General features: G+C 44.2%; 25 protein-coding genes and 1 tRNA gene. 7 read left to right on the top strand and 19 right to left on the bottom strand.

All coding sequences use genetic code 11. From position 1 onward, the window contains the following. The first annotated feature begins 180 nt into the window (after positions 1-180). On the top strand, positions 181-1233 hold the full coding sequence (locus Q0C29_RS07900) for a M42 family metallopeptidase (protein ID WP_292000114.1): 1053 nt from the start codon (positions 181-183) through the stop codon (positions 1231-1233). A 66-nt stretch (positions 1234-1299) separates the two neighbouring features. Here the strand turns inward: Q0C29_RS07900 and Q0C29_RS07895 are convergent, their stop codons facing one another. The 8 genes from Q0C29_RS07895 to Q0C29_RS07860 form a co-directional block, all read right to left on the bottom strand. After that, complete coding sequence (locus tag Q0C29_RS07895; RefSeq protein WP_292000113.1) at positions 1300-2472, bottom strand: UxaA family hydrolase; 1173 nt, start codon at positions 2470-2472, stop codon at positions 1300-1302. Beyond that, positions 2465-2788: a UxaA family hydrolase gene (locus Q0C29_RS07890; protein WP_292000112.1), complete on the bottom strand. Its 324-nt coding sequence runs from the start codon at positions 2786-2788 to the stop codon at positions 2465-2467. Before Q0C29_RS07890 ends, Q0C29_RS07895 begins: the two co-directional genes overlap by 8 nt. 257 nt (positions 2789-3045) lie before the next feature. Then, positions 3046-4404 carry an aspartate aminotransferase family protein gene (locus Q0C29_RS07885; RefSeq protein ID WP_292000111.1) on the bottom strand — a complete coding sequence of 453 codons (1359 nt, stop codon included), beginning with the start codon at positions 4402-4404 and terminating at the stop codon, positions 3046-3048. A gap of 68 nt (positions 4405-4472) precedes the next feature. Then, positions 4473-4853, bottom strand: a complete 381-nt coding sequence (locus tag Q0C29_RS07880) for a hypothetical protein (protein ID WP_292000110.1) — start codon at positions 4851-4853, stop codon at positions 4473-4475. Positions 4854-4855: 2 nt separating this feature from the next. Beyond that, positions 4856-5626: a hypothetical protein gene (locus Q0C29_RS07875; protein ID WP_292000109.1), complete on the bottom strand. Its 771-nt coding sequence runs from the start codon at positions 5624-5626 to the stop codon at positions 4856-4858. A gap of 43 nt (positions 5627-5669) precedes the next feature. Beyond that, entirely contained in the window at positions 5670-6728 is a 1059-nt protein-coding gene (locus tag Q0C29_RS07870; RefSeq protein WP_292000108.1) for an L-threonylcarbamoyladenylate synthase, read from the bottom strand. 146 nt (positions 6729-6874) lie between these two features. Beyond that, complete coding sequence (locus tag Q0C29_RS07865; protein WP_292000107.1) at positions 6875-7078, bottom strand: hypothetical protein; 204 nt, start codon at positions 7076-7078, stop codon at positions 6875-6877. Positions 7079-7227: 149 nt separating this feature from the next. Continuing rightward, positions 7228-9783, bottom strand: coding sequence for a M1 family aminopeptidase (locus Q0C29_RS07860; protein ID WP_292000106.1), 2556 nt, complete (start codon positions 9781-9783; stop codon positions 7228-7230). Between the two features lie 91 nt (positions 9784-9874). Here Q0C29_RS07860 and Q0C29_RS07855 point away from each other — a divergent pair, with 91 nt between their 5' ends. Together Q0C29_RS07855 and Q0C29_RS07850 are read left to right on the top strand one after the other, a co-directional pair. Beyond that, on the top strand, positions 9875-10324 hold the full coding sequence (locus Q0C29_RS07855; protein WP_292000105.1) for a VOC family protein: 450 nt from the start codon (positions 9875-9877) through the stop codon (positions 10322-10324). Positions 10325-10385: 61 nt separating this feature from the next. Then, positions 10386-10463, top strand: a tRNA-Met gene (locus Q0C29_RS07850). Between the two features lie 75 nt (positions 10464-10538). Here Q0C29_RS07850 and Q0C29_RS07845 read toward each other — a convergent pair. From Q0C29_RS07845 to Q0C29_RS07810, 8 genes are all read right to left on the bottom strand, one after another. Next, the gene (locus tag Q0C29_RS07845; protein ID WP_292000104.1) at positions 10539-11075 is read right to left on the bottom strand and encodes a nicotinamide-nucleotide adenylyltransferase; all 537 of its coding nucleotides are present in this window, start codon (positions 11073-11075) and stop codon (positions 10539-10541) included. 91 nt (positions 11076-11166) lie between these two features. Continuing rightward, a complete protein-coding gene (locus Q0C29_RS07840; RefSeq protein ID WP_292000103.1) occupies positions 11167-11535 on the bottom strand; it encodes a hypothetical protein in 369 nt (122 codons plus the stop codon). 5 nt (positions 11536-11540) lie between these two features. Next, positions 11541-12917: a sulfate adenylyltransferase gene (gene sat / locus Q0C29_RS07835; protein ID WP_367173655.1), complete on the bottom strand. Its 1377-nt coding sequence runs from the start codon at positions 12915-12917 to the stop codon at positions 11541-11543. Between the two features lie 10 nt (positions 12918-12927). Then, positions 12928-14835: an adenylyl-sulfate reductase subunit alpha gene (gene aprA, locus Q0C29_RS07830; RefSeq protein ID WP_292000101.1), complete on the bottom strand. Its 1908-nt coding sequence runs from the start codon at positions 14833-14835 to the stop codon at positions 12928-12930. A 5-nt stretch (positions 14836-14840) separates the two neighbouring features. Continuing rightward, entirely contained in the window at positions 14841-15326 is a 486-nt protein-coding gene (gene aprB / locus Q0C29_RS07825; RefSeq protein WP_292000100.1) for an adenylyl-sulfate reductase subunit beta, read from the bottom strand. Beyond that, positions 15326-16171, bottom strand: coding sequence for a hypothetical protein (locus tag Q0C29_RS07820; RefSeq protein ID WP_292000099.1), 846 nt, complete (start codon positions 16169-16171; stop codon positions 15326-15328). The genes aprB and Q0C29_RS07820 overlap by 1 nt, the downstream gene beginning before the upstream one ends. 73 nt (positions 16172-16244) lie before the next feature. Beyond that, complete coding sequence (locus Q0C29_RS07815) at positions 16245-16553, bottom strand: (Fe-S)-binding protein (RefSeq protein WP_292000098.1); 309 nt, start codon at positions 16551-16553, stop codon at positions 16245-16247. Continuing rightward, positions 16543-17946 (bottom strand): FAD-linked oxidase C-terminal domain-containing protein, encoded by a 1404-nt coding sequence (locus Q0C29_RS07810; protein WP_292000097.1) that lies wholly within the window; start codon positions 17944-17946, stop codon positions 16543-16545. Before Q0C29_RS07810 ends, Q0C29_RS07815 begins: the two co-directional genes overlap by 11 nt. Positions 17947-18040: 94 nt before the next feature. On the opposite strand from Q0C29_RS07810, the gene Q0C29_RS07805 reads away from it, so the two are divergent. Together Q0C29_RS07805 and Q0C29_RS07800 are read left to right on the top strand one after the other, a co-directional pair. Next, positions 18041-18868, top strand: a complete 828-nt coding sequence (locus tag Q0C29_RS07805) for a putative RNA uridine N3 methyltransferase (RefSeq protein ID WP_292000096.1) — start codon at positions 18041-18043, stop codon at positions 18866-18868. Between the two features lie 76 nt (positions 18869-18944). Continuing rightward, positions 18945-20120 (top strand): fucose isomerase, encoded by a 1176-nt coding sequence (locus Q0C29_RS07800; protein ID WP_292000095.1) that lies wholly within the window; start codon positions 18945-18947, stop codon positions 20118-20120. A 153-nt stretch (positions 20121-20273) separates the two neighbouring features. Here Q0C29_RS07800 and Q0C29_RS07795 read toward each other — a convergent pair whose 3' ends face one another. Further along, positions 20274-22163, bottom strand: a complete 1890-nt coding sequence (locus Q0C29_RS07795; RefSeq protein WP_292000094.1) for a protease pro-enzyme activation domain-containing protein — start codon at positions 22161-22163, stop codon at positions 20274-20276. 165 nt (positions 22164-22328) lie between these two features. Here Q0C29_RS07795 and Q0C29_RS07790 point away from each other — a divergent pair, with 165 nt between their 5' ends. Next, the gene (locus tag Q0C29_RS07790; RefSeq protein WP_292000093.1) at positions 22329-22535 is read left to right on the top strand and encodes a hypothetical protein; all 207 of its coding nucleotides are present in this window, start codon (positions 22329-22331) and stop codon (positions 22533-22535) included. A gap of 20 nt (positions 22536-22555) precedes the next feature. On the opposite strand, the gene Q0C29_RS07785 is transcribed toward Q0C29_RS07790, so the two are convergent. Beyond that, the gene (locus Q0C29_RS07785) at positions 22556-23725 is read right to left on the bottom strand and encodes a DUF763 domain-containing protein (RefSeq protein WP_292000092.1); all 1170 of its coding nucleotides are present in this window, start codon (positions 23723-23725) and stop codon (positions 22556-22558) included. Positions 23726-23881: 156 nt separating this feature from the next. On the opposite strand from Q0C29_RS07785, the gene prf1 reads away from it, so the two are divergent. After that, entirely contained in the window at positions 23882-24988 is a 1107-nt protein-coding gene (prf1, locus tag Q0C29_RS07780; protein ID WP_292000119.1) for a peptide chain release factor aRF-1, read from the top strand. A 75-nt stretch (positions 24989-25063) separates the two neighbouring features. On the opposite strand, the gene Q0C29_RS07775 is transcribed toward prf1, so the two are convergent. After that, on the bottom strand, positions 25064-26956 hold the full coding sequence (locus tag Q0C29_RS07775) for an aldehyde ferredoxin oxidoreductase N-terminal domain-containing protein (RefSeq protein ID WP_292000118.1): 1893 nt from the start codon (positions 26954-26956) through the stop codon (positions 25064-25066). Positions 26957-26971: the final 15 nt, after the last annotated feature.

The raw sequence follows: 26971 nt of genomic DNA, 5'->3' as shown, positions 1-26971 counted from the left end.
AAAACCAGCCTCCCTAACCAAACCAGTAGAACCCCTAACAAACAAACCCCTATCGCTCACGTCACTCCTTAATTAAACCTATTTATAAATCATTCCCCTTAATTACATGATTTCTTTAATTATTTAATTAAATGCATATATTAAATTAATCGTTAAATACGCTTAAACCCCGGAGGCAATATGGATACGTCAAAGTTATCTAAGCTAACCCTCGAGATTGGGCCATCTGGTTTCGAGGATAGGGTAATAAGGACAATACTAAGTATGATTAGGGGTTACGTTGATGAATTCAACGTTGATAACATGGGTAATCTAATAGCAAGAATAGGTAATGGCCCATTTAAACTAATGGTAAGTGCCCACGCCGATGAAGTAGGGGTTATGGTTTCGCACGTAGACCAGAGGGGTTTCATTAAGGTAGTGCCGATAGGTGGGATTGATCCATGGGTTATGATTGAACAGGAAATAGTCTTCATGGGCCGTAATGGCGATGTCTACGGCACTGTTGGGGTTGATCCACCACACTTAAGGAGGGAGAGGCCTCCATCCAGATTCGAGGAGCTTTATGTTGATGCTGGCTTCAGTTCCTCTGATGAAGCCTCCAAGGCTGGTATAGTACCTGGTGTGGCTGGGGCTTTTGCAGGATCATTTAGGGTAAGAGATAATGTGATCATAAGTAAGGCGCTGGATAATAGGGTTGGCTGCAGCGTACTAGTGGATTTAGCTGAGGAGGCTAGGAAGATAGTTACTGGTGACTTGTCACTTTACCTTGTCTGGAACACTCAGGAGGAAGTTGGGTTAAGGGGTATAAATGCGGCTGTTAACTCAATTAACCCAAACATGGCTATTGTTGTTGAGACAACCGTTGCCGCTGATGTTCCAGCTAACCCTGAGAGCGAGTGGATAACTAGGATGGGTAATGGCGCTGCGATTAGGGCTTTAGACAGATCCATGGTAACTAACCCACGTTTACTATCGGCAGTACTAGAGTTAGCATCATTAAGGGGGGTTAAGTATCAGGTTCAGGTTAATCCATATGGTGGTACTGATGCCGGTGCCATACATGTTCATGGCACTGGTGTGCCAACTGTAGTGGTTTCTACGCCAGCTAGGTACATTCACACACCCCACTCAGTGGTTAACCTTAATGATATTGAGCAGGTTAAGTTACTGGTTAGCATAATAGTGAGGGAACATGAGGAATTAAGTAAGGCAGTAAGGATTCAGGTTTAGCTAAGTGTGAACGTGGATATTGACGTGTAAATAATTATTTGAATTTAAATTAAAATGGTAAGCTAACTAGAAGGATGGTATTATTTTATGTATCATGAACTCCCTATGCCCAAGTAGCTCAGCCTTAGTCTGCTTACCCCTGGCAACCTCAAGGACAAGGTTAAGGAGCCTTTCCCCAGCTTGCTCAACAGTCTCCTTACCATTAACTACCGTACTTGCGTCAAAGTCAATGTTCTCCTTCATCTTACCGTAAGTATATGGGTTAGCAGTCACTTTAATTACTGGGGCTATTGGATTACCTGTAGGTGTCCCTCTACCGGTAGTGAACACTACTAGTGTTGCTCCCCCAGCCACCATGCCGACTACGGACATTATGTCGTAACCAGGCGTATCCATTATCCAGAGTCCCCTACCCTTAACCTCCTCCGCATAATCTAACACGCCTTGAATTTGCCTTGAACCACCCTTAATTATGGCGCCAAGTGACTTCTCCTCAATTGTGGATATACCCCCAGCTATATTTCCAGGGGCTGGTTGAGTACCAACTAGGTCGACATTATATGATGCGGCTAATTCAACCCACCTCTTAATAACGTTGTAAACCCTATCTGCAACGTCCTTTGACACGGCCCTCTTAGCTAAAATATCCTCAGCCCCTATCATTTCAGGGGTCTCAGATAACACTACGGTGCCCCCTAGGTCAATTAACTTATCGGACACGTAACCCACAACGGGGTTTGAGGCTAAGCCTGATGTTGCATCAGAACCACCGCACTCAACACCCATGACTAGGGATGATGCATCTACTTCAGTTGGCCTTTGGGCAAGGGTCTCCTCAGCCATCCTACTAAGCAATTTAACACCCTTTTCAATGGCTGCTGGTGTGCCACCATTCTCCTCCTGTATCACTATCCTCTCAACAGGCTTACCTGTCTTAGCTATTTCATCAGCAAGCTCATCAGCCTGAATCTGCTCACACCCAAGGCCAACCACAAGCACAGCCCCCACATTGGGGTTCTTAGCCATACCTGCAAGGGTCCTCTTAGTTACCTGCAGGTCTGGTTCAAGTTGCCCACAGCCGAAGGGGTTCTCAATGGCTATTGCGCCATTTACCTGGTCAGCTATCCTACGCGTAACGACACTTGAGCATATTACTGTTGATAGGACTAGGACATGGTTCCTAATGCCGACTCTTCCATCAGGCCTGATGTAACCCATTATTTTTGGCCTACTACTCATGCCCCTCACCCTTACATACGCTATGCACTGAGGTTAAGCTTTCAAGGTTATGAACGTGAACGTGTTCCCCAGCCTTAATATCCCTCTTAGCCCTACCGATAACATGCCCATACTTCACCACTAAACCACACTTTGGTATGTCCTTTAAGGCAAACTTGTGACCAAAGGGTATATCATCAATAAGCTTAATGGTTAATTTCAATGAACCTACGTTAAGCAGTATTGAACTACCTGACTTCAAATCCCTCAGAGCTACCGCAACATTATCGTTAGGGCTAAGTACAATAGCCTCCTTAACCGTGAATTCTGCCTGCACATCTAGCCCCTTATATTAAATTAAATAAGCATTTCCAACTTGTTCACCATAATCTAAGAAGTCTCACCCCTTCTAGGGGTGGGAATAATGAAAACTTTTAGACTATAGGTGTTGGGTTGAGGTGGAGGGAGCCTAGTAAGCAATGAGCCACAGCCCTAACCACTAAGGCTGAAGGGTAAGTTCACTAAGGAATTAAGCATGATTCTTACCCTTAATAGGTAAATGAAACATAGAATAACCCTAGATTCTTGCATCACTTACCTGGAAGTAACCATACTTAGCGCACCATCTAGGGAATCAATAAGCTTTTGGGCGTGCTCCCTAGTGTGTAGTATTGATGGTAGTAGGTGGGGCATGTGTTCAGTCATGTAAAGCACATTATTAATCCTCATGTAGAGGTGCATTAAGTCGTAGAGTTCCTCACTAATCCTAAGCTGGTAAGCCTCCCTGGCATTAACGGGTTTACTCTTAGTAAAGTGAATCCCAGTCATGCTTCCCACCCCTGTGACCCAGCAGAGCCTATCATGAGTCTCACAAGCCTCATTCATCCTCCTCCGTGCCCAATCCCACAGTGAATTCAACTGTTCATAAACCCCCCTATTACTATTAAGGTAACTAACCAGCGTGTAACCTGCTGTGAGGGTAACTATGTTGCCTGTGAATGTGCCACCGTGGAAGCTTCTTGACCTAGCATTTGGTCTCTTAACCTGGTTAAGGAGTTCCATTACCTCAGCATTAGATACTATTGCACCGGCTCCAGGGTAACCACCTCCAACTATCTTACCTAGAGTAACCACGTCAGCCTTAATGTTAAAGTACTCCTGTCCCCCACCCAGGGCAAGCCTGAATCCTGTTATAACCTCGTCAAATATGAGCAATGAACCATACCTGCTGGTTAAATCCCTAACACCACGTAGGTAATCAGGCTGAGGCTCAATACAGCCTCCTGAGCCCAGTACTGGTTCCATGATTACTGCAGCCACATCATGACTACTTAGGGCTTTCTCAAGGGCGTTTAAGTCATTGTAAGGTACCACTAGGGTGTACTTAATGTGCTCTTCAGGTAGGCCTAAGCTTTCAGGACCCTGGAAGGGTGGGTTAACCCCAACGTGGAGTGCGTCATAACCACCATGCCACCCACCCTCAATCTTAACAATGTACCTACGTCCAGTATATGCTCTCGCAAGTCTAACAGCATACATGTTAGCCTCAGTACCACTGTTTGAAAACCTAACCATCTCAGCATTAGGCACAACCCTGGTTAGTAATTCAGCATACTCCACCTCAAGGGTATTGGGGTAACCTAAGTGTGTTCCATTTAATGCTGCCTCATTAACTGCCTTAACAACGAAGTCCGGTGAATGACCCATTATGTGGGCTCCATGCCCCATCCAGAAGTCAATATAGGAGTTACCGTCTAAGTCCCACACGAGTACACCCTTAGCCTTAGTAACATATATTGGGTATGGTTTAAAGAACCTTATTTGGTAAGTAGTGCCACCTGGAAGTACCCTGGAGGCTTTCTTGAAGAAGTCCGCTGATTTACGGGTCTTGGAGGCGTACTCTGATTCAAGCTTCGCCATTAATTCCTGGATCCTATCCTTTAAGTTAAGCATACTTAACAATCCTGGGGTTCACTTAAATAATTATTAACGGTTTCCACATTATTAACCTAATTCAGACGCTAATGAACTTCATTAATAATGCTGGTGAAGTACTCATTAATTAGCCTACTCATTACTAGGGCCAGTTCCTCATCGTGATCCTTAATAGTCTTAAGTAGTTCAATTAATGATTGCTCACTTGCCTTACCCTCAATGCACCCTTCGTAGTATTCCTCATAAAGCCTACTTAAGGCCTGCATGGAATTGATGAAAATACCGTATTTAGATAAGACCCTATTCTCCTTCTCAATGTGACTACCCAATACCTTCACCAGCCTACTGCAGTTAACTTCACCCTTAACCGTACCTAGGATTAACCTAGCTAACATAATGTGTTCAACTCTTAGTACTGATAGGTAGGTTGAGATTAAGTCAAATACATCATTAATACTCATGGCCATTATCAACCATAGAATGGCTTCTGAGTCATAAGGTTACTAATTAATACGCTTAAGGGGGGCGTATAACCAGCAATATTCTCATCCACCACCGCAATATTACTAACCCTGTTAACACCAACAACAACTAAATCATTTGGTAAAACGTAACCACTTGGAGTCTGTAGGCCGTAGGCCCATGAAAGAACATTAAGCATGAATGATAGGTAACTGCCAACGGTTGAGTTAAACTTCCCATAGCATGAAGTGTAATTAACACTCACACCCAGTCCAGATAACTCACTGGTCATATTACTTAAGGTGATGTTTAAGGCAAGCGTGGAATTCTCATGAACCTTAAGGCTGAACCACTTCAGGAATTCCAATGAGGCAGTCTTATTAATACCATATGCACATATGTATAAAGGTAGAAATTTCTGAGTGACCCTACTACTACTGTAGTATGACACTATGTTGGGTACTATCACTAGGTTGACTTCACCACTTTGAATCATGCTCATGATTGTTGAATTAAATACGTTGCTTAAAGTGTAGTTAGCATCATCGTAGGGGTTAAGGAAGTAGATTATCCAAATTGGCGCTGAGGAGTTACCGTACTGTAGACCCACGGTTAAAGACATGTTAATTATATTGCCTATGTGCTGGTTGAGTACATTATAGGTTGGTGTGAAGGCAGGGCCCTTGCTTGGTTTAAATGCGTGGGCAAACACTGAGAAAACCACTGCTGCCGCTATTACTGCAATGGCCACGTATGTTATGAGGGTATCAGTGTCCATTAGTGGCTGCCTTAGGTTAGGATTTAAATGCTTTAGCCAAATATTAAGCAGTGCACTTAACCATTTTATAACCTGAGGCCTTCCTTAAACGATTCATTACCGCTAAACCAACCCCAACCTCAGGGTAACCCTCGGCAATGGCTAAGTCAACATCCATTGAGTCAATTAACCTAAGGGAGTGAAACAGGTTCTTAGCCACAGTGTATAGGTTAAGCCTAGACCCAACCTCAATAATCCTCAACCCAACCTTAGCGTATGAACCACACGTCTCACTACTACACAGTACCACCACCTTCTTCCCCTTCTTAACCTCATCAGTAGCTAGATCTAGCGTCAATTTAACTAAGCCATCTAATTCACCGCACTCTGTTAAGATGAGGGGCTTATCTGGGGCATAGTGCCTATACTTCATGCCTGGGGCTAGGGCTTCCTTGAATTGCCCAAGGCCAAGCGCCTGCTCAGGTACCTTAACTTCCCCAAAAATCCTCCTCAACTCCTCCACAGTGAATGGGCCAGGCCTATAGAGAACTGGAGGCTTCCTAGTGTAGTCTATTATTGTTGATTCTACTCCAAAGAAGGATTCCCCACCGTCAATTATTAAGTCTATTTTACCCCAAAGGTCCCTGATGACGTGCTCAGCCCTGGTTGGACTGGGTTTACCTGATATATTAGCGCTGGGTGCTGATATCGGCGTGCTTTCACTTATTAAGGTTAAGGCAACTGGGTGAGCTGGCATTCTAACAGCCACCGTATTTAAACCACAGGAGGCTACTGCACTAATTCTACTGCTCTTCCTCAGTATTATGGTTAATGGGCCGGGCCAAACAAACTTAAGTTTTTCCTCAAGTTCCTCAGGAACATCCTCGGCAACTTCATGAAGCTGATTAAGTGATGAAATGTGAATTATGCTTGGGTTATCCATGGGCCTATTCTTAACAACGTAAATCCTCCTAATCGCCTCATCATTGTAAGTTGATGCTCCAAGTCCATAAACAGTCTCGGTGGGAAAGGCAACTAAACCACCCTTCAGTATTACATCAGCGGCCCTCCTAATAACCTCCCTATCAGGGTTCAATGCATCAACCTTAAGCAGTAGAGTCATGGCGAAACCACACGTATCATTGGGTCTAATAAAACTTTGCTTGACTAATCAATTCCCACCCTTAATGCTTACGCCAATGTACATAAAGCTTGGTATGATTACTTAGCGATAATGCAACCGTAGCCACTATTTAAAAGTAAATTCTACTATGTTTCCCTACAGTTCCTTATTGACTCCAGGTACTTAAGGGAATCCGCAATATACTTGGCCAGTGGGTTCTTTGTTGGTTCACCCTGGCACTTATACATTAATGCAGCACCCCTGTAGGCTAACTCATAATCCTCAATAGGTATTATAAGCATCATCACTACGTTACCTCCACTTAACCCAACCTTAACTTTAAGCCCCATGGTTTAATCAAGCATATGCCTTAAATAAGTGTATCAGGTAAAAACATGGATAGGTTTTTAACCAATCCATAATCAGCGTTAGTTCTGATTACTGAACCGTGACTAGCCTTTAATGCTCATTAATGCGTAATGATGCTTGAAGAAGAGCGTTAGTAGGCAGGTGAACCTAAGCCCTTAGCCTCCAGTCTACTTACCCTATCCATTAGCCTTCTCTGCTCCTCCCTAACCCTCTCAACCTCCTCCCTTAACCTAGCGTACTCAGCACCCTTACTCAACTGCTCCCTTATCTTAACTGCAATATCCCTAGCATACCTCCTAAACCTACCACTCAACTCAGCAGCTATGAAACCTGGGGCAGCGCCTGAGGCTATTGAGTCTAGGATCCCCAGGAACCTCGGATCCATGGAATACTCCACTGCACTTAAGGCTGCTGAGGCAACCCTCATGTACTGGTCCCTTAGAAGCTCCATTAACCTATCGTAAACCCGCCTATTATCCACGAACTTACCCAGTAATTGGGCTGCAGTAGCCCTTACGAGCGTTGGGTAACCTAATTGAGTGTACTTTAAGAGTACTTCAATAGCCTCATCACCACCTAATTCAGCTAAGCCCCTTAACGCACCTTGGGTGATCACATTATTGTGGCTTGGGTAATCAAGCGCCTTAACCAATTCACTAAAGTAATCCCTAATGCCAAGCTTACCAAGGGCCTCGGCTGCATTAGACCTAACATAGTAGCTTTCCTCACTATTCACTAAGACTGAGGCCAATACTTTAGCTACGTCCCTATTACCCTTAAAGTTACCTAAAGCCTCAACTATGGCTCGCCTAACCCTAGGGTGGCGTTCCACATGGAGCGCGTTGATCAATGGCTTTACAGCATCAGTAACCCCCAGCTTACCCAATGCTCTAGCGGCTTCAGCTCTAATACCCCAGAACTTATCGTTAAGTAAGGCTTCAGTCAAGGCATCGATGGATCTTGAACTACTATCCTTAGCCAGTGATTCAATGGCCTCAAGCCTACAGGCAACACTACTGCTCCTTAACTCAGCCCTAGCCTCCTCAATACTCTTCTCACTGTTAACGGACTTAATAGCAACCTTAAACTCTGGGTCGAGGCAAACGTAGGTTGGTCTCTCCTTAATCGGTAGGTAAACGGTGGTGTCCCTTGACTCAAGGTTAAGCTTAATTAACTCCATTGAGCCATCCTGGTGACCAATCTCTAATTCAACCGGGATTCTGTAAACTGGGTATGAATCATCACCCTGAGTTTGACTAATACTGATCCTTAAGTAACCTGAATCGTAACTCCACGAATACTTAATACTAGGGTGACCAGCTGAGTAGACGAATTGATTAAAGAACCAGTCAAGGGGCTTAGCCGTAGCCTCCTCCATAACCTTCCTAAAGTCTTCAGTCTCGGCATTACTGTAAGCGTACCTTGTTAGGAATAGGTTTATACCCTTCCTGAAGTTTTCTTCTCCTATTATGTTCTTTAACGTGTGTAGTACTAGTGATCCCTTCTCGTAGGTGTGCCTATCAAACATCTCCTCAGGTATTGAGTATAGGTTAGTGACTATTGGCCTTGAGTATCGCCTATACTCATCTAGGTAGGACTTAAGGTTACCGTAAAGCCTATACACAAATTCATCGAAACCCCTACTGTGAAGCGTGTATAATGCATCAAAGTAGGTTGCGAAAGCCTCATTAAGCCAAATATTACCCCAATCCCTAGTAGTAACCAAATCCCCAAACCACTGATGAGCCAACTCATGAGCAACCAAACCATCAGAAGAAAAATCCTCCCTACCCCTACACGGCCACTCATCATAGGGGCACTCCTCCCTCCTCGTATGTAGAGTCGTATCAGTTAGTATTGTTACGGTAGTGTTCTCCATACCACCGCCGAATTCACTCACCACTGCATGCTTATAATTTGGCCATGGGTACTTAACCCCAGTGTATTCACTGAAGAATTTAATCATGTCGCAAATCCTGTGGAAACTAAACTTGGCTGATTCGCCACGACCCTTTGGTACATAATGCTCAACGCTAATACCCCCACAATCATCCTTAATCACATCGAATTCAGCTGCAGCGAAGGCTACTAGGTATGAGGAATGCGGCTTATCTAGCCTCCAATGCCACAGCGTCTCATTGCCTAAATCCTTACTCTCAACTAGGTAACCGTTTGATACTGCGATAAGGGGTTTAGGCACTATTATTGTTAATTCACTGGTGAACTTCATGCTTGGATAGTCGGTTAATGGTATCCAGTAGTGATTATCCTCACTTTCACCCTGGGTCCAAACCATCGGCTTCCTATCACGGTAATACTCATCAGGCAGTATGAAGTGTACGCCATTCCTTGGCTTAGCGCTGTAGTTTATGGAAACCGATACTTCACCATTCCCACTTAAGTAAACCCTTAAGTAACGCCCATCGTAGTCGAAGCGCGTGGGTGAGTCATTAACCGTAACTGAGGTTATATTCATCTCTGCAGCATCAAACTTCAAGTAGCCTTCATTATCAATTACATTAATTATGTACCTTGCATCACCTTGAATGGACCTCTCACTCAGGTTTAACCTAAGGGTTAAGGCTAAGTGCTTAATGAAGTAACCGTAATACCTTTGATATTGTGGTTCGTAGTCAGGGTACGTGAAGCCCCTGCCCAATAGGTGTGTTGCCTTATCGAATGACATGCATTAGGGTTAGTTAAGGCCTAATTAAGTATTGCCTCACCCTTAAGCAGCATTAACAATGCTTTAAAAACAGTAAGCGCAGTATTATGTTATGGCTAATGCTCAGTTCAGTGAGGTGGTGCAAGTGGCCATGGTTGTTCCAGACATAGAAACTGCGGTTAAGGCCTGGGCTAAAATACTGGGTGTGGATGCGCCTCAGGTGGTTGAGACTGAGGACTGGGAGAAAACAGGAATGAGGTTTAGGGGAACCCCCTCTAGGGGTAGGGCTAAGTTAGCCTTCTTCAAGCTCAGTAACATAACCATTGAGCTTATTCAACCTGTGGGTGGGCCAAGTACTTGGAGTGAATTCCTTGAGAAGCATGGGCCAGGAATACACCACATAGCCTTCAACGTGGATAACATTGATGATGCAGTTAAGGAGCTACTAAGCATTGGTGGTTCAGTTGAGCAGGATGGTAAGTTTAAGGGTGGTGGCTATGTCTACGTTGACGCTAAGAAGAGTCTTGGTGCAATAGTTGAGTTACTTTACCATGAGAAGTAATCCCACCCCTAATATTAGCCTATGAAAAAACTTATAAAATCCATAACTTAATGTTAACTAAGCCCCGGTAGCTCAGCCTGGGTGGAGTGTCCGGCTCATAACCGGAAGGTCCCGGGTTCAAATCCCGGCCGGGGCACCAATTACGTTACTTAATTAACCTTAAACAAGTATCCATTAACTCAGCTTAGTTCCGTAAGTTATTGAGGTATTTTAATTAAGCATCGTTCTTAAGGATACCCTCTATTACTGCAAGTTTCCTAACCCTCTCAACACCATTAATCCTCTCAATGAATTCCCTCACTGGTTCAGGAACCAGGGAACCCCATTCCTCCTTACCTAGCGCCATCAGTAACCTAATATTAGTACCGCTTAACTTATCCTTATTGAACAGTGGGGTATTGAAGACAGGTATCTTCCAGTATGATAATGCCAGCTTCGTGAATTCATCATTACTGTAAATTAGGTCAAAGCTTGGGCAGTAATTCCTAACGTAGGAGAACCATATTGAGGCTAAGCCACCTGTGTCGGGTATTGTGCATACGCTGTACTTAACATTAATTGAATCAAGCACCTCAGTTATCATATCTATCCTCTCACCGGCAGTGAAGGGATTCTTGAAGGTGAAGGATTGGTTTGATGAACCTATACCCACTATTACTCTATCTACCCCATCCTGCTTAAGCACCCACTCTATTGCGCTTAAATGCCCTAGGTGAACCGGCTGAAACCTACCTATGAACAGTGGCCTCACTTGGATCAATTGGCTTTTTAGAGGGTGTTTTTGTGCATTATGGTTAAACTCAAGTAAATCATGTGGGTTTAAGGTTTTAAATTAAGGGGCCTCAACCGCAGTAGGCTATGTTGGGCGGCGGCAAATACTCATCCTCCTTAGCGGCTGCTTCCTTAACCCTACTAAGCCTCTCAGGCTTAAGTAATTCACCGAAGACTTCGGGTCCAGTACTCTTTAATTGCGCCATAACCTCAAATAACTCCCTCTTAAAGGCAACTGGGGTTTCCTCAATGAAGCCTCTTGCGTCAATTCTAGCTCTTGGAAACTCCTTAAGGATTCTCTGGGCGATATCATCAGGCACATTAAGCTCAATAGCCTTCAAGTAGCCTCCATAGAGGTCTTTAACCATGCCCTCGAGACTAGTGCCCCTTATCCTCTCAAGCCTTGCCTTATCTAGGATAACAGCTATCTTGTATGGCATGCCCATCACCTCCTACTACTCACCTCCATTGGTTTCAAGTCAACTTCAAGCTCCCTCTCCTTTAACTCAAGGTACTTCCTATTAACAAATGGGTAATTGTAAACCCTCCACCACTTAACAATAACCCTATAAACCTCTGGTCTAAATATTATCGGTGGTGGTTCAATACCCTCAGCTATGAGTCCCCTTATGAAGCTTCCACTAAACCTCTGGGCTACATCAGCGTGTCCACATGTGTCACTGTACGCTATTTCACCACACTTGGGGCAGTACCAGAACTCCTTAATATTAACTGGCCTTATCTTAAGTCCCTTATCAACATCATAAGGTGGTGCAGGTAAACCGAAGCTCGGTATACCCTTCTCCCAAAGCACCTGGGTTGAATACGGATCGTAGTAATCACCCACTGCCGCATGATCCCTACCAAACATGTGGTGGGTGCAGCCCATGTTCTGCCTAATTATCCCATGAAGCAGCGACTCAAGTGGGTTACCATACCTCATGTCCCAGAGGGTCATTGTAACCATGTGCCTCTTTGGGCTGATGTAACCATACTTGTTAACGGCCTCGTGACCCTCAAGTATCGCCTCATCAACGAAGTCCCCAAGTCTCTTAGCCCCTATTATTGCGTTAACAAGTATGCCGTGGCAGGGTTCAATGTCACCCATGTAGGCTGCATTCTTCATTAAATGCTCATGACCAGTGTGAGGTACGTTCCTCGTCTGGTGAGCTATCACAGTCCTCCAACCCCTACTCCTAAACTCCTCACGGGATTTTGCTGGTGGGTACCAGAACCTATTGTAGGGGTCCTTGAACACCGGCTCATTAATAACGTGTACCTTACCAGCTAAGGCCAAGCCAGACATGCTCCTGTATATTAACCAACCTGGGTGCTTCTCATCAAACCTCCTCCTCACAACCTCAGGGTTCCTTTCAGGCGTACCAAACGTCCTATCAGCAATGTCCTTAGGGTCAAACTTCCAGACCTCCTCAATATCAAGTACAGCGAAGGGTTGTGACTTCAACCTAAGTAGAACCCTATCACCCTCCTTCACACCCAGTTTCCTTAAATCATCCTCACTTATGTCGAATATTATTGGGAATGGGAATAACCAACCATCGGTAAGCCTCCTCTCCTTAAGCACACTCTCAACCTCATTCCTAGTCATGAATCTGTCTAGTGGACTGAAGAAGCCATATGCTATTGACATTACTTCCCTGTAAACATTCCTAATGGGGTTACCGTCAATAATGCTTCTTGTGGGCTTTATATCATATACCGGTAAGCCAGCAGCCATGCTAACTGCCTTATTCTCATCCCTAACCACCGCATCAACTAACTTCCCTCCATGTGGAGGAGGAGTCTGAATCTTTAGGCTCACCGGCATCACCTCACGGGAACTCTATTATGTGCACCACGGGGACTTTCCATAACTCCCACTCCCCAGTCTTTGCATCGTACCTTGAGTTAACGAAGACATGCCAATTCTCATCATCCAATGCTGGGTAATCCGCCCTAACGTAGTAGCCCGGCCACCTGGTCTCCTTCCTGAAGAGCATGTGCCTAACCACGGCTTCAGCAGTCAGTATCCTGTGCCAAAGCTCCCAGGTCCTCATTAATTCATGCCAATCCCGAGCCGCAGCGTACTTAATGAAGTCCTCCTTCAGGAATTGCAGTAGTTCAATAGCCCTATTAAGCATCCATTCATTAGTAGTGTACATTGTTGACCAGCCGCCGGCGTACTCATCCATTATCTTCTGAAGCCTAAATAAGCCCTGCTTCCAGTAAATCTTACTAGGATCCACTGGATGCATGCTGCTTGGCCCAGTTACAACACTGTACTTACCCTCCTCCCAACGCTCCAGGGGCTCCACCAGTTTGCTAATCATTAAGTCAACCTGCCCCTTATCAACATCAATCTTTTCATCACTGTGATCCATAAGGTACAGCACCGCTGACTTGGCTGCAAGCCTACCCTCGGTGAATGAACCACTACTGAACTTATGTGGATTAGCGCCACATGCATCACCTGCGCAGAATAACCCATCTAAGGTAGTCATCCTATTATAGCCCCAGTAATATTGAGTCCCCCTATCATTGGGTAATCCATCAATTTTCCTTGGTGACAAGTCCTCAGGCCCACTTGCCCATGCACCACACTCAGTGGCGTGTGAACCCATTACGTATGGTTCAGTGGTTATTACTTCATATGGCCTTTCAGAGGGTTCATGGTTCTGCCCAGCCCAAATAGCAACTTGGCTTATCGTCATGTCGAGGAAGTCCTCGAAGGCGATTGCCTCACTCTCAGTACCCTTCTTAACAGTTTCATCAGTTCTCATTAGGCTTGGCCCCCTGCCGTTAATCCACTCTAAGCGTTGAGCGTAAACCCTAAGCGTAGTTGGGGTTATGGGTAAGTCAACGTACCTACCCTTACCACTGTAGAGTTTCCTAACCTCATCCAAGTGTGGCTTCCAGAAGTCCTGCCCATTTACGTTACTTATCCTGGTCTTCAACATTAATTGATAAGCACCCACGGGTCCGTAACCATCCTTAAACCTGGGCACTACGAACCTAGCCTCAAACATCGTCATAACTGCACCAGATTCAATCATCATACCGTACGATGAGGCTGATGACCATGGTGGGTACCAACTTCTACCAAGCCCCTCACCCTGTGACCTAGGTCTATATATCTGTGAACCACCGCCTGCAGCCATTATAACCGCCTTAGCCTTAAAGACGTAGATTGTGCCGTCATTAACATTGAAGCCCAATGCACCAACAACCCTATTCGGGTCACTGGAGCTCTTTAATAGGTGGGTTACCATTACCCTATTCAATATGTTATCATCACCAATAGCCTTCCTAGCAGCCTCAGCTACAATAGCCTTATAGGATTCGCCATGAATCATTATTTGCCACTTACCCTCACGTACGTAACACCCATTAGGCGCTGGCCATATTGGTAACCCCCATTCATCAAACAAGTGCACTGTTGAGTCAACGTGTCTTGCGTAGTCGTAAACCAAGTCCTCCCTTACAATACCCATTAAGTCACCCCTAACGTACTTCACGTAGTCCTCAACAGTGTTCTCCTTGCATCTTAAACCAAGGTAGGTATTTATTGCTGATAAGCCCATTGCCACTGCGCCACTTCTATTTATGTTAGCCTTCTCAGCAATCACTATCCTGCAATTCCTACACCAGTACTTAGCCTCCCAGGCAGCGCCTGTCCCAGCCATGCCTCCGCCGATTATTAATATGTCTGAGTCAATCTGCCTAACCCTTGTCCTAACCATCCCCATCACCTCACCTCCACCTTAATCACCTCAGGTACCTTGTACGTGGGGAGTTCAACACCGAGTTTATTGCCGCCTAGTTTCTCATGCTCAAGGGATAAGTAGGGTGTCCTTAGGAATTCCTTGGGTGGTTCAGGGTATTCATTAGGGGGTTTTATTGAATTCCACGGCTTTGTTCTTATTGGGAAGACGAAGTGCTTAATGTTACCGTTCCTATACCTAATGGTCCAGTAAACCCTATTAGTCTTCTCATCCCTATACACCTCAACTGAACCGCCTAGTGGCGTGAAGTCTACGTATCCCCTTATCTGCACAGCACCCTGTGGACAGTGTTTAACGCAATTGTAGCATTCCCAACATGACTCAGGCTCAATGTTGACCGCCTTCCTACCAAATACGCCTGACTTGGTGAACTTCATTATGTGGCTTGGGCAAATGTTGACGCAGTCTCCGCATCCTGTACACTTTGCTGGGATTACGTAGGATGGCATTAGCTGGTCACCTTAGGTTTATGTGCAGGGTGATGTGAGTGAAGCGCCTTTTCAGCTAATTCACCACTCCATGGTCCAAGGAGCCTAGGTTCAATGCCTTTCCATACCCTATACCTATCATAGGCCTGCCACACGTACATGTATATTGCATGCCCAAACTTAGTCCAAGGCATTGTGGCAAACATGAGTAGGACTATGACTATGTGTACGCCAAAGGCCGACTCAACAGCCAGGTAATTGCCAGGTATGGTTAACTCAACAGCCATCACTCCGAAGCCACTTAATGCCGTTAGGAATGCTAACCAAAGGAAAGCATCGGTTAACGCAGGCTCATTAATAGGCTCAGTTCCCTGCCACCTAACCGCCATCATTAATGCAAAGCCAACTACTATTAGCACACCACCAAGTGCCCCTGTCCCAATGACTACGTAAGGTCCTGTTTGGCCTAGTTTACCGCCAGGTATGAATGTTGTTGCGTTAACCCATTTATCAAATATGAAGCCTAGTGTTGTGGATACTGCAGCCAACACGAAACCCCACCACACAAGTGCATGGGCGATAGCCTTAATCCTAGGTCTACTGAGGTATGATGCTTGCGTGTGGCATGAGGTCATTGGGGCACCGTAGAATGGATATGCTAATGCTGTGGCTAAAGCCGCCAATAACGCACCCCCACTACCCAAGTTACGTGTAGGCCCCCTTATTGGTATGAAGCTGCCTAAGCTGGATAGTGATAATACACCTCTGCGTATTTGTATAATGAATCCTATAGCCATCTCCACAAGAAGCCCAACAGCACCTAATATTACCCACTCATGTGGTATTGGTATTTTTAACTCGATCATATCATGAGGGATTAGCTAATTTACCTTAAATGCCTTAATAATATAAGCCCACACTTAGTAGTTAACATTAGACCTATTTTAAAGCAACCCTAATCAGTAGGGCCTTGGCATCATGAATAGCCTCAGCTATCTTAATGCCTGCTGGGCAAGCTAGGTTGCATGCCCTACAAGCTAGGCATGATAATAAACCAGTGTATTCATCATCGCTTAATTTAATTCCCTGGGAGAGATACACTATGATCCATATCCTACCTCTTGGTCCATAAACCCTACGCCTAGTTACGGCATAGGTTGGGCAAACTGACTCGCAGAAGTTGCAACGGGCACATCTGGTTAAGGCGTACTCCTCAACTATTAGCTTAGCCCCCTCATTAATCAACATCAATCACCTTACCTGGGTTAAGAATGTTATTTGGATCAAAGACCCTCTTTATGGCCTTCATTAACCTTAACTGCGCTATACCCTTAACACCCAGTTCACTGACTAATAGTTCCTTCTTAAGAACCCCAACACCATGCTCACTGCTAACCGTCCCACCTAGGTTAATTGCAAGTAGGCCTATTTCCTTAGTGACTGAGTGCAATTTTGATACTGACGATTGGTCACTTGGATTGTAAATTATGTTGGGGTGAAGATTACCATCACCAACATGCCCCCACGTAACTATCTTTAACCCATACTTATTACCAATGTCCCTTACCCCCTTAACGGCTTCAGGTAACCTAGATGGGGGTACTGATATATCTTCAGGCATTACCCTCTCATTACTGTATAACCTAAGTAAGGCTGGGTAAGCGGCCCTTCTAGCCATGTATATCTTATCCATTTCATCCCTATCACTAGTCCACTCAATCTCAAAGCCCCCTGTTTCCCCAAGTAGGGTTATCATTGAGTTAACGTACCTATCCATGGCCTCGGGGGGACCATCAATATCAATTATCAGCATTGCCTCAGCATCCTCAGGGTACTTAAACTCCTTCACATAGTTTGAAACAGCCTCCATCGTCCCCCTATCCAGAAACTCAATTATCAATGGCCTAAACCCCCTAGCCTTAATCACCCCCACCGCCCTAGCTGCATCAACAATACTCCTGAAGTAAACCCTCAATCTAGCCACCGCCTCCGGCAGTGGCCATATTTTAAGGTAAGCGTTAGTAATTACCCCCAGGGTTCCCTCACTCCCTATTATTAGGCTCAGTAAATCATACCCAGCCCTACACTTCAAGGTTCTGCAACCCATGAACGCTACTTCACCTGTTGGTAAAACCACCTCAGCGCCGAGTACCCAGTCCTTAACCGTACCATACTTAGCACCCCTCATGCCTCCTGCACCATTGGCCAATGAACCACCCACAGTGGCTGCAGCGCTACTTGCTGGGTCAGGTGGGAAGAAGTGGCCGTATCTTGCTAATTCAGCGTTAAGTTCATCCAACCTAACCCCAACCTCACTATGCACGTAACTATCCTCTAGGTTAACCTCAAGTACCTTATTCATCCTCATTAAATCAACCACAACAGCCCCATTATACGGTATTGGGCCACCGTGTAGGCTTGTTCTACCACTGCTTGGGACTATTGGCACTAGGTATTCATTAGCTAACTTCAGTATTTCGGAAACCTCACCTGTGTTTAATGGTTGAATAACCATCCTTGGCGTGGCCTGCTCAGCCGGTGATGCATCATATGAGTAGAGCATTAATTCCCCCTGGGATTCAATAATCCTATCCTCATTAATTATCTTCCTAACCTCAACTCTGAAGGCCTCAAAATTCATTATTAACTTATTCACTTAAGGGATTTAAGCATTAGCTGCAAGTTAACTTGAGGTACGGTAACTAACAAAAACGTTAAAAGAGTAGTGAAGATTAATGAACATTAGCATTGCAATACCGTATAACGTGACGGAGGAGGCAACTACCGATGAAGAGGCTGTTAGGAAAATAGGCTACATTGGTAGGGCAGCGGCAATGTTTAGGGTTAGGAAAATACTGATCTATACCTTTAGGGGTGATGAACCATTAAGGAAAGCTGCCTTCATTAAGAAGAACCTAGAGTACCTGGTGACCCCACCGTACTTGAGGAAGGACTTATTTGGAATAGACCCTGACTTGAGGCTTGCTGGGCTACTTCAACCATTAACGTTACCTGTTTTTGGACATAGGAAGTCCAGCCCAGGGATTAGGGACGTGAGGGTTGGTTTAGTGATTAGGTGGGAGGGGTATTATTCAATTGTTAAGGTGGGTGAGGATAAGTACGTTAAGGTACCTAGACCCTACCCCATTAAGTCTATGATTCTGGTTTCAATAGACTCAATGATTAGCGAAAGATTCTACAGGGGCCACGTAGTGAAGGGTGGGAGCGTGTACGCTGGTTACACAGTTGATTTAATTGAATTAAAGGAATTAGTTAAATTAAGAAACCTCATATTCACTGGTAAAGAGGGGGACAGTGTTATTAATGAGCTTGGTAAGTTAAGGGGGCTTAGGGATGAGGATGTGGTAGTTGTGTTCGGTTCTCCACGCATGGGTATTGACGATATACTTAAAGGTGAGGGTTTAGGGAATGTACTTAAGTCATCATTATTCATAAACTTCGTGCCGAATCAAGGGCTTGTAACAATAAGAACTGAGGAGGCTATAATAGCAGTCTTATCAATACTTAACGTTATTAACGCTATTCCAAGTGACAGTAAGTAGTATTTCATGAGTAATAGTTAGATTGAAGTCAGTATTAAAAGCATTGCAGTTGAACTTTAAACCTATGGGAAAAGTAATGGTTATAGCCTTTGCATCACAGCTTCATAGGCATAGGATTGGTGAATTAAGTAATGTTGATGCTGTGATTTACGATGAGAATGATGTAAGTAACATTAAGGTTGGTGACTCAATACCAGTATTATTAATACTATCAGGGGGAGTCAGTAGGACCGTTGCACGGTTTGTCGACATTAATGGAATCAAGAACACAATGATACTTTCTCACCCATTAAACAATAGCCTAGCCTCAGCCATATCAGCCAGGGCAATGTTAGAGGAAAGAGGGGTAGCAGCATCCATCTACCACTTGAGCAGTATTAATGATGTTCCCAGGGTTGTTAAGGCAATAGAGTCTATACTTAGGATTAAGGGATCCAAGGTAGCCCTAGTGGGTGTTAATGAGAAGGGAAGTGTGGGGGAGGCTTTTGAAAAGAAGTTTAACGCTAAGGTTGATGCAATACCCATGAACCTATTTGAGGAAATGGTCAATAATGTAAAACACACTGATGCTAAATCATTCATAGATGATGTCCTAGATAGGTTAGCCTTTGAGGTTCCACTAGATAAGTTAATTAAAGTAGGTAAGGTCTACGCAGCATTACTGAGCATCGCCAAGAATTATAATGCGCTAGCGTTAAACTGCTTCCCATACCTAATGAAGCATGGGGTAACTCCATGCTTAGCACTAGCGAAACTCAACGAAGAAGGTAAACTAACAGCCTGTGAATATGACTTAAAGTCCCTGTTCTTAATGATGGTGCTTCACTCATTGACAGGGTACAGTGGTTGGATTGCTAACGTAAATGATGTTGAGGGTAACCTAGTACGTATGTCGCATTGCACCATAGCCCTCAACATGATTAAGTCAGGTAAGGTTGTGACTCATTATGAGTCAGGGAACCCATACTCAATATCAGCTGAAATAAACGCGGAGACTGTGACTGCAGTCTCCGTTTCATCAGACTTTAACAATGTTTACGTATTCACGGGATTATTGAATAAGTCGGGTAACTTAAATCTTAACGCATGCAGGACCCAGGCGGAGATTAAGGTTAACTTTGACTCTTCAGTAATACCTAATTACGCCCCGGCGAATCACCATGTGGTTGTTCCTGGGAATTACGTAAATGAGCTGGAGGTTTTCCTAAAGCTACTCGGCGTTAATGTAATCAAGTACAGTAGCCTAGTTTAATTAACCAGAACCCTAGCTTAATAAACTCCCTACTCTCTTAATTCAAGCAACCTTAAATTTTTTAAGAAATTCTAAGCCAGGAAGATGACCCGTATAGGGCTTTAAGGGAAACTAAGACTATGCGTTTAAGCTTTATGCAGCTATTGCAATAACTTAATGGATTAATTCCTTGATTAATGAGCTTAACCCATACACGTTTAACTGCCCTAAACCAACAACTGGATTCCATTCCCCTTGAATAACCCAATATAATCCATTCTCACCACCCAGATTCTCGAAGAGTCCACCATTTAAGCCCACTAGGTACTGGCTACTGGGCACTGTGGCGTTTTGCACGTAGAATTGGCTTGGATAATAGTGGTAAAGCAGGTATAAACTTGGGGCTAGGTCGCCTATGTAAGGATACTCTAAGTAACTTTGAATAGTGGTGGTCATGCCTGCTGTTAATGGGGTTGCTAAGCTTGTGCCGCCGAAGACGTAAGGTGAAAGAGCTCCATTAACAATGAGCAGTACCCCAGTGAATGGATCAGCATCAGCAGCAACATCAGGAACACCCCTATGACCAACAGTGTAGAAGTAAGCACCTAATGCAGGCTCATAAACCACAGTCCTCTCATAGGTAATGTCCACTAGAGATTGACCAGGGGTCTCACTAAATACGAATGAGTAACCACCTCCACTACCCCACTCATAGTGGGTATTCCAGTCCCAAGCGTACTCAACACGGTTTGTGACGTACTGTGAAAGTACCGCCCTTAGAGTTGTACCACCAACCCCAGTAACCCAGGGATCACTAGCAGGGTACCATACGCTTGGCTCCACTGGACTAATGAACAAGTCGAAGGCGCCCCAATCCCCTGAGGCCGCGAATACACCAATGCCTTCTGCGGCAGCCTGCATGAAGACTTCATCATAGGCTTGAAGCAATTGAGGAGTAGGTGGTGGTAATAGGTATGCGTCCTCTGGGGATGCCCAACTTAGGCTTATGAAATTAACCAAGCCATTATTAACCAAGTATTCAACCGTGGTGAATAAGTCATCACCAGAATCTGGCGATACTGCCAGTATTATTTTAGCCCCAGGTGCCATAGCGTGGGCATACTCTATGTCTAGTGCTGATTCGTAAACCCAGCCCTCGGCTTCACTTAAATCACTACTGGTTAATATTGGTTTACCAAGTGGGTAAATAACCTCGCAACTTGGGCTAGGTAAATCAAAGGACTTACTGAATGCGATTAAGTCCTCGCAAGCAACGCTACTATACGTTAATGAACTAGCGGCCTTAGTGATATTGAAGTCCCCGAAGGCATCCACAATACCTATACTTAACCCACCACCATTGTATCCGCTGGAGATAAGTGGGTATTCGTCATAAATGTATTCAAGACCCTCAGGTAACCATATTTCAATCATCCTATACCTAATTTGGGTGGGGATATTATTAACGTAGGTTATGTTTGAAAACAAAATACGTGGATTAGTTACGTTGAGCGCGATCTTATGGTACTGTGGCGTGAAGGATAATGTTGAATTAACTATGAAGTATCCCAGTGGTATGCATTCCCCTACTATTATCCATGATTGAACGTTAGACGGTTCCTTCTGAAGTGCACTTAAGGCATTATCAACATTTGATGCTGAGCCACTGGCTTCAATCATCATTGGAAATACATAATTAATAGTTAACCCACTTCCCTTAAGTACCCCCTCTATACTGTTAATGATTGAACTTGGTGGGCTGAATTCCTCATCAAACTGCTGCGGTGTTATGAAATTATGGAAGTGTACACTTGTTGGATCATAGTATATTTCATTAAGGAGGCCTTGAAGTGCACCAATGTTATTTAAGTGAAGCCATATAATTAAATGAGAAGGGGTGCTTGAAGGTAAACCTGAAACAACTTCACTGCAACTTACATAGAGCGGTATAGATTGATTCTGTGAACGGAGCTCTGCTGGTATTACAACAAGTAGTATTACTAGCGTAGATAATACTAAGGTTATTAATAAGTATTTTGATAATTTAGCCTGCCTACTATTCATAGTTGCCTCTTAGCTTTAGGAAGTATTTAAGGATTGCCCAAATGCGTGAGGGAAAGTAGAAATATATAGTCTATGTTATTAATAATAGCTTATTTGTAGCGTACACTTAACAGACCAGAAAGCTATATAAAGCCCCAGCCCTATGATGCATCTGAGGTGAGTAAAATGAGCATAAGGGGATCAGTGAAGATCATAAGTAGTACTCTTAGGACAATAAGGAGTCCAGTAAGGAATGTGAACGCCAAGCTAGGCAGTGGAGCATTAGCAGCTAACTCTGCCGAGGATAGGAGAGTAATAATAATACCGTCAGCGTACCCATCTGCAATAGTACTAATGTATGATGAGAAAAGCAGGATGTATAAGGTAGCGTAATAGGGCTTAAAATAATATCCTTAGTACGTTGGTTTAACCAAATCAACAGGTAGATTAAGTTTTTTAGCGACCTTAGCAATATGCTTCAAATAGGGTTTTAAACCACTATCCTTACTAATATTATCAACAATTCTATTTAAAAGATCAAGAACAGTATCATATATTTCCTTACTTATTGGGTATGGTGAACCATCCTTACCACCCAATGCGAAGGCAAACCTCCTAGGATCAAGGTTTACCGGATCAGTCCAATCCACTGGCGTATCGTAAATTAATTGCGCTATTAAGGCTAGGGCAAGCATTGTGCTAGGTCCCATGCCCTTAACTAATAGTAGGTCCTTAAATGATGAAACACCCCTTGCCCTCCTTAAGGCTTCCTCACTCACACCCAACCCCCTGTTCACAATAATGTTAAGCCTAGGGTTATAGTAGGATGGAGGCTCATAATCAGAGCCACTTATGTAGCTTAAAATTGACTTATTCCCATAACCCCTCACCATTGACTTCACCCTCAATAAATCCCTATTTACCTTCACCGGGTCTTGGTTAACAATATCAATTATTGTTGAACGTGCCCTCTCACTGATGCTGCTAACCGTGTTTAATGCGTGATCATTCTTAACTCCCACAATACCCTCATGTGGATTATTAATGAAGCTTGTCTCCATCCACCAATGATACCTCCTAGCGTACTTTGTTTCAGGGTTAAGGCCCTGTTGAATAATGGCCCATGTACCATCGTCCCCAATAATCATTGAATGGTGATATAGCCTATGGCCATCTTGAAGAGCCACGTTATCCACCTTAGCCACCAGTCTTGATGCTGTTATTAATTCCTCTGAACTAATGTTGAAGCTCTTCTCAAGTTCCCTTAATTCATCAGGAACCTTTAATGCGTGTTCCCCCTTACCTCCAACCACCTTGATTCCAATATCCATGGAGCCTAATGCCTCCTTAAGCGCTGCGGTGGTTACCGTGGTGCTGCCTGAGGAGTCCCAGTCCATTCCTATTATGTTGTTGAAGGACTGGAAGAATATTGGATTACTGAAGAGTCTTATAGTCCCCTTAACCCCATACTCATCATACATTAGCCTAATTAATAATGAGGTTAAATTAACCATCCTACCGAATAACCATGGTGGAACATGCCCCTCATGTAGTGGTAAGTCAGCGAACCCTGTTAACCCCACATTAATTATTGGTTAACTAGGATTAATAAATCATTCGATCAATAAGCTGAAGTAAACTTTACGTGTGGGAGAAAGGTTTATAAGGCATTATTGTTAAAGGCTGATGGTGTCCTAGGTGGACGCGCTGGAATAACTGATAGTGAGGAATTAAAAATAATGATACAATTACTTAAGAGGTATAGGGGTTATGCAACAACCCTAATATCACTGTACGTTAATGGAGATAGGCCAATACCTGATGTTTTAAACATGCTTAGGAATGAATGGTCAGTTGCAAGCAATATTAAGGATAAGACTACTAGGACTCACGTTCAAGATGCCTTAGAGAGGATAATTAACGCATTAAAGGGCACTGCTAAGGCGCCACCTAATGGCTTAGCTGTATTTGGAGGTTTCCACATGGAGAAGCCGGGTAGCTATAAGTGGGTCATGTATGTAATAATACCGCCGCACAAAATAACAACGTACAAGTACGTATGCGATACGCACTTCCATACTGAGCTCCTTGAGGACATGGTATCAGCGTCATCCTCAGTGTTCGGGATAATAGTCATTGAGAGGGGGGAGGCTGTCATAGCGCTACTTAAGGGTAGTTACTGGGAGATTGTGGATAAGGTTGAGTTCTACGTACCTAATAAGCATCATGCAGGTGGGCAGTCAGCCTTAAGGTTTAAGAGACAGACTGAGCACTTGGCTGAGACCTTCTATAAGCTTGTGGCTGAGGACGCTAATAAGATACTGATGCAGATACCAAACCTTAAGGGTATTATTGTAGCTGGCCCAGGGCCAACTAAGGAGGACTTCCTTAAGGAGGGTGGCTTAGATAGTAGGCTCATGGATAAGATAATTGCAATAGTACCCGCCTGTTGCGCCGACATTAGTGGTGTACTAGAGGCTATTAAGGCATCTGAGGATAAGCTTAAGGAGACTGAGTACGTTAAGGCTAAGAAACTCATGGAGGAGGTAATGTATATTGCCGTCAAGAAACCTGACTACATAGTTTACGGCAGAGATAACGTACTAAACGCCATTGAGAAGGGTATTGCTAAGGTTGTGTTAATAAGTGAGGATATTGGGGAGGATGAGATATTTAAATTAACCACAATGCTCAGGGGTAAGAAAGTAGATCTAGTAGTTATACCAAGCAGTGTTGAGGAGAGCCTAACCTTAAGCAAAACCTTCGGTGGATACGTAGCCATACTGGCTACCCCATCCTGGATAATGGAGGAGTGGGAGAACGCTAGCCAGAGTTTAATTCAGTAAGGGGGTTAAGCTTTCTTAGTATCATAGCTTGAATTATTTCAAAGAACTGAAACCCATTAGGTTTAATATACTGGATTAAGTGGTTGATGAAACCAAACCAAGCTGCTTATCTAGTGTTACCTTATACCTACGCCACCACTCATCATAGTCGGCCTTGCTTTCGAAAACCCACTCCTTAGACCCTATCTCCTTAGCCAAGGTTGCAACTACGTCAGCAGCCCTACTACTCTCCCAGGGCCTAGGTTGGGCTCCAGCCTTAATTGAGTACTCGGCTAATTCCTTGTAAAGGTTTTTATTAGGCTTCATCCCAGTGAACTCGGTGTACATTTTCTCAAGCATTGGTTCAGCCCAGCCCCTGTGGAACCTACATATCCCAGCATCGTCAATTAAGGCCTCATTAATAGCCCTCTCCAGGGCGGATTTAGCGTAATCCTCAGGCTTCATGAACGTGTTGGAGTAGTTGGTCCAATACCTACCCAGTACGTACATTGGGGCAACCATGCCGGGGGTCCAGTAGAAGTTGGGTGTTATGTACCCTGATTCCCCGTATGCTACGTAAACCACCAGGTCATTGAATGATTTACCAGTTGCCTTAACCCTATCACTGAACATTTCATTAAGCTTCCTAGCTGAGACCCTAATACCATTCTCAGCAATCATCTTAAGGATTGGGGTTGACCCATTAACTAAACCATTTATTAACTCACCAGCCAGCTTAGCATTCTTCAATGAATCCCTCTCAGGCACAAACTCATAGGGGTTGAAGACGGGCTTGTCACTTAGGCCAACCTCTTCAGGCTTAAGTAAGCCATTCTCAATTGAGTCGAAGATCCATGCCGTAACATGACCCATTTCTATGGCGTCGAAACCATACTCATCGATTAAATCAACGATTTTAACCGCCTCCTGGAAAATGTAATTCCCTATGAATGGACCAGCTGCATGGAATGGTTCATAATCAACCTTCTTACCCCTCCACACCTTCTTACACACTACTGAACACCCAAAGTCACCGCAGTTGTACCAGGACTTACTCTTAACGAAGACTTCATCATTAAATGGCTTCCAGAATAAGTTAAGGATCGCCTCAACATGCTTAGTCCTAATATCCCTAGGCATGTATATTGACTTATAGCCGAATAGGGGCAGTAACTCCCTGTAATGTGGGTAATTAACCCCGAACGTCCCACCAGTACCAATACTTGGGTCATACCTGTACTTAATAGTCTTCTCATTCATAACCTGCATGAAGGGTTTCTTAAAGGACTCCATCGCCATCTTATTAACCAGATTCATGTCAGTTACCTTAACGTACCTAGCCTTAGCAGAACCACCTGCAATAATAGCTACTAAATTATGGCCCTGGGCCATTACTGTACCTGGACCTCCCCTAGCTGCAGTATCCTCTGCACCTGGCTTAAACTCCCTCTTCCTTGGGTCAACATCAACTGAGAATAATGCACCATTATACGTCTTCAATGATGCCTCACCCACTACAATGGCCCTTGCATTAAACTTAACGAAGAAATCACTAAACGCATCCATTAGGTACTTAGTAAAGGCGTAGACCCCATTAAGCCCACTGTATGAGTACACTGGGTTAACCTGCCTTATTTCCACACCATCACTAGATATGAATAATGCCGTGGGTTTCTCAGAACGCCCCCTAACAACCACAGCATCAATGCCAGAACCCATGAACTTATAGGCCACTCCGCCTATTGCAGCAACATGAACAGTCCTGGTCATTGGACTTTTAAACACTGCAATAACCCTATGCACACCAGGTAATTTACCACCAACGAAGGGGCCTATACCAATAATGAAGGGTAAGCTTGGATCCAGTGGGTCATTGCCCCAAGTACCTTCACTATTCAGTACTCTGACCCCGAGGGTTATTGGTCCTTGCGCCTCAACACTAGTTACACTTACGTTCCCACTTGATAAGTCAACATTAAGTACTCTCATCATATCCAGTATTGT

Source organism: Caldivirga sp., assembly GCF_023256255.1.
Lineage (GTDB): Archaea > Thermoproteota > Thermoprotei > Thermoproteales > Thermocladiaceae > Caldivirga.
This window is presented reverse-complemented; position numbering and strand designations above follow the sequence as displayed.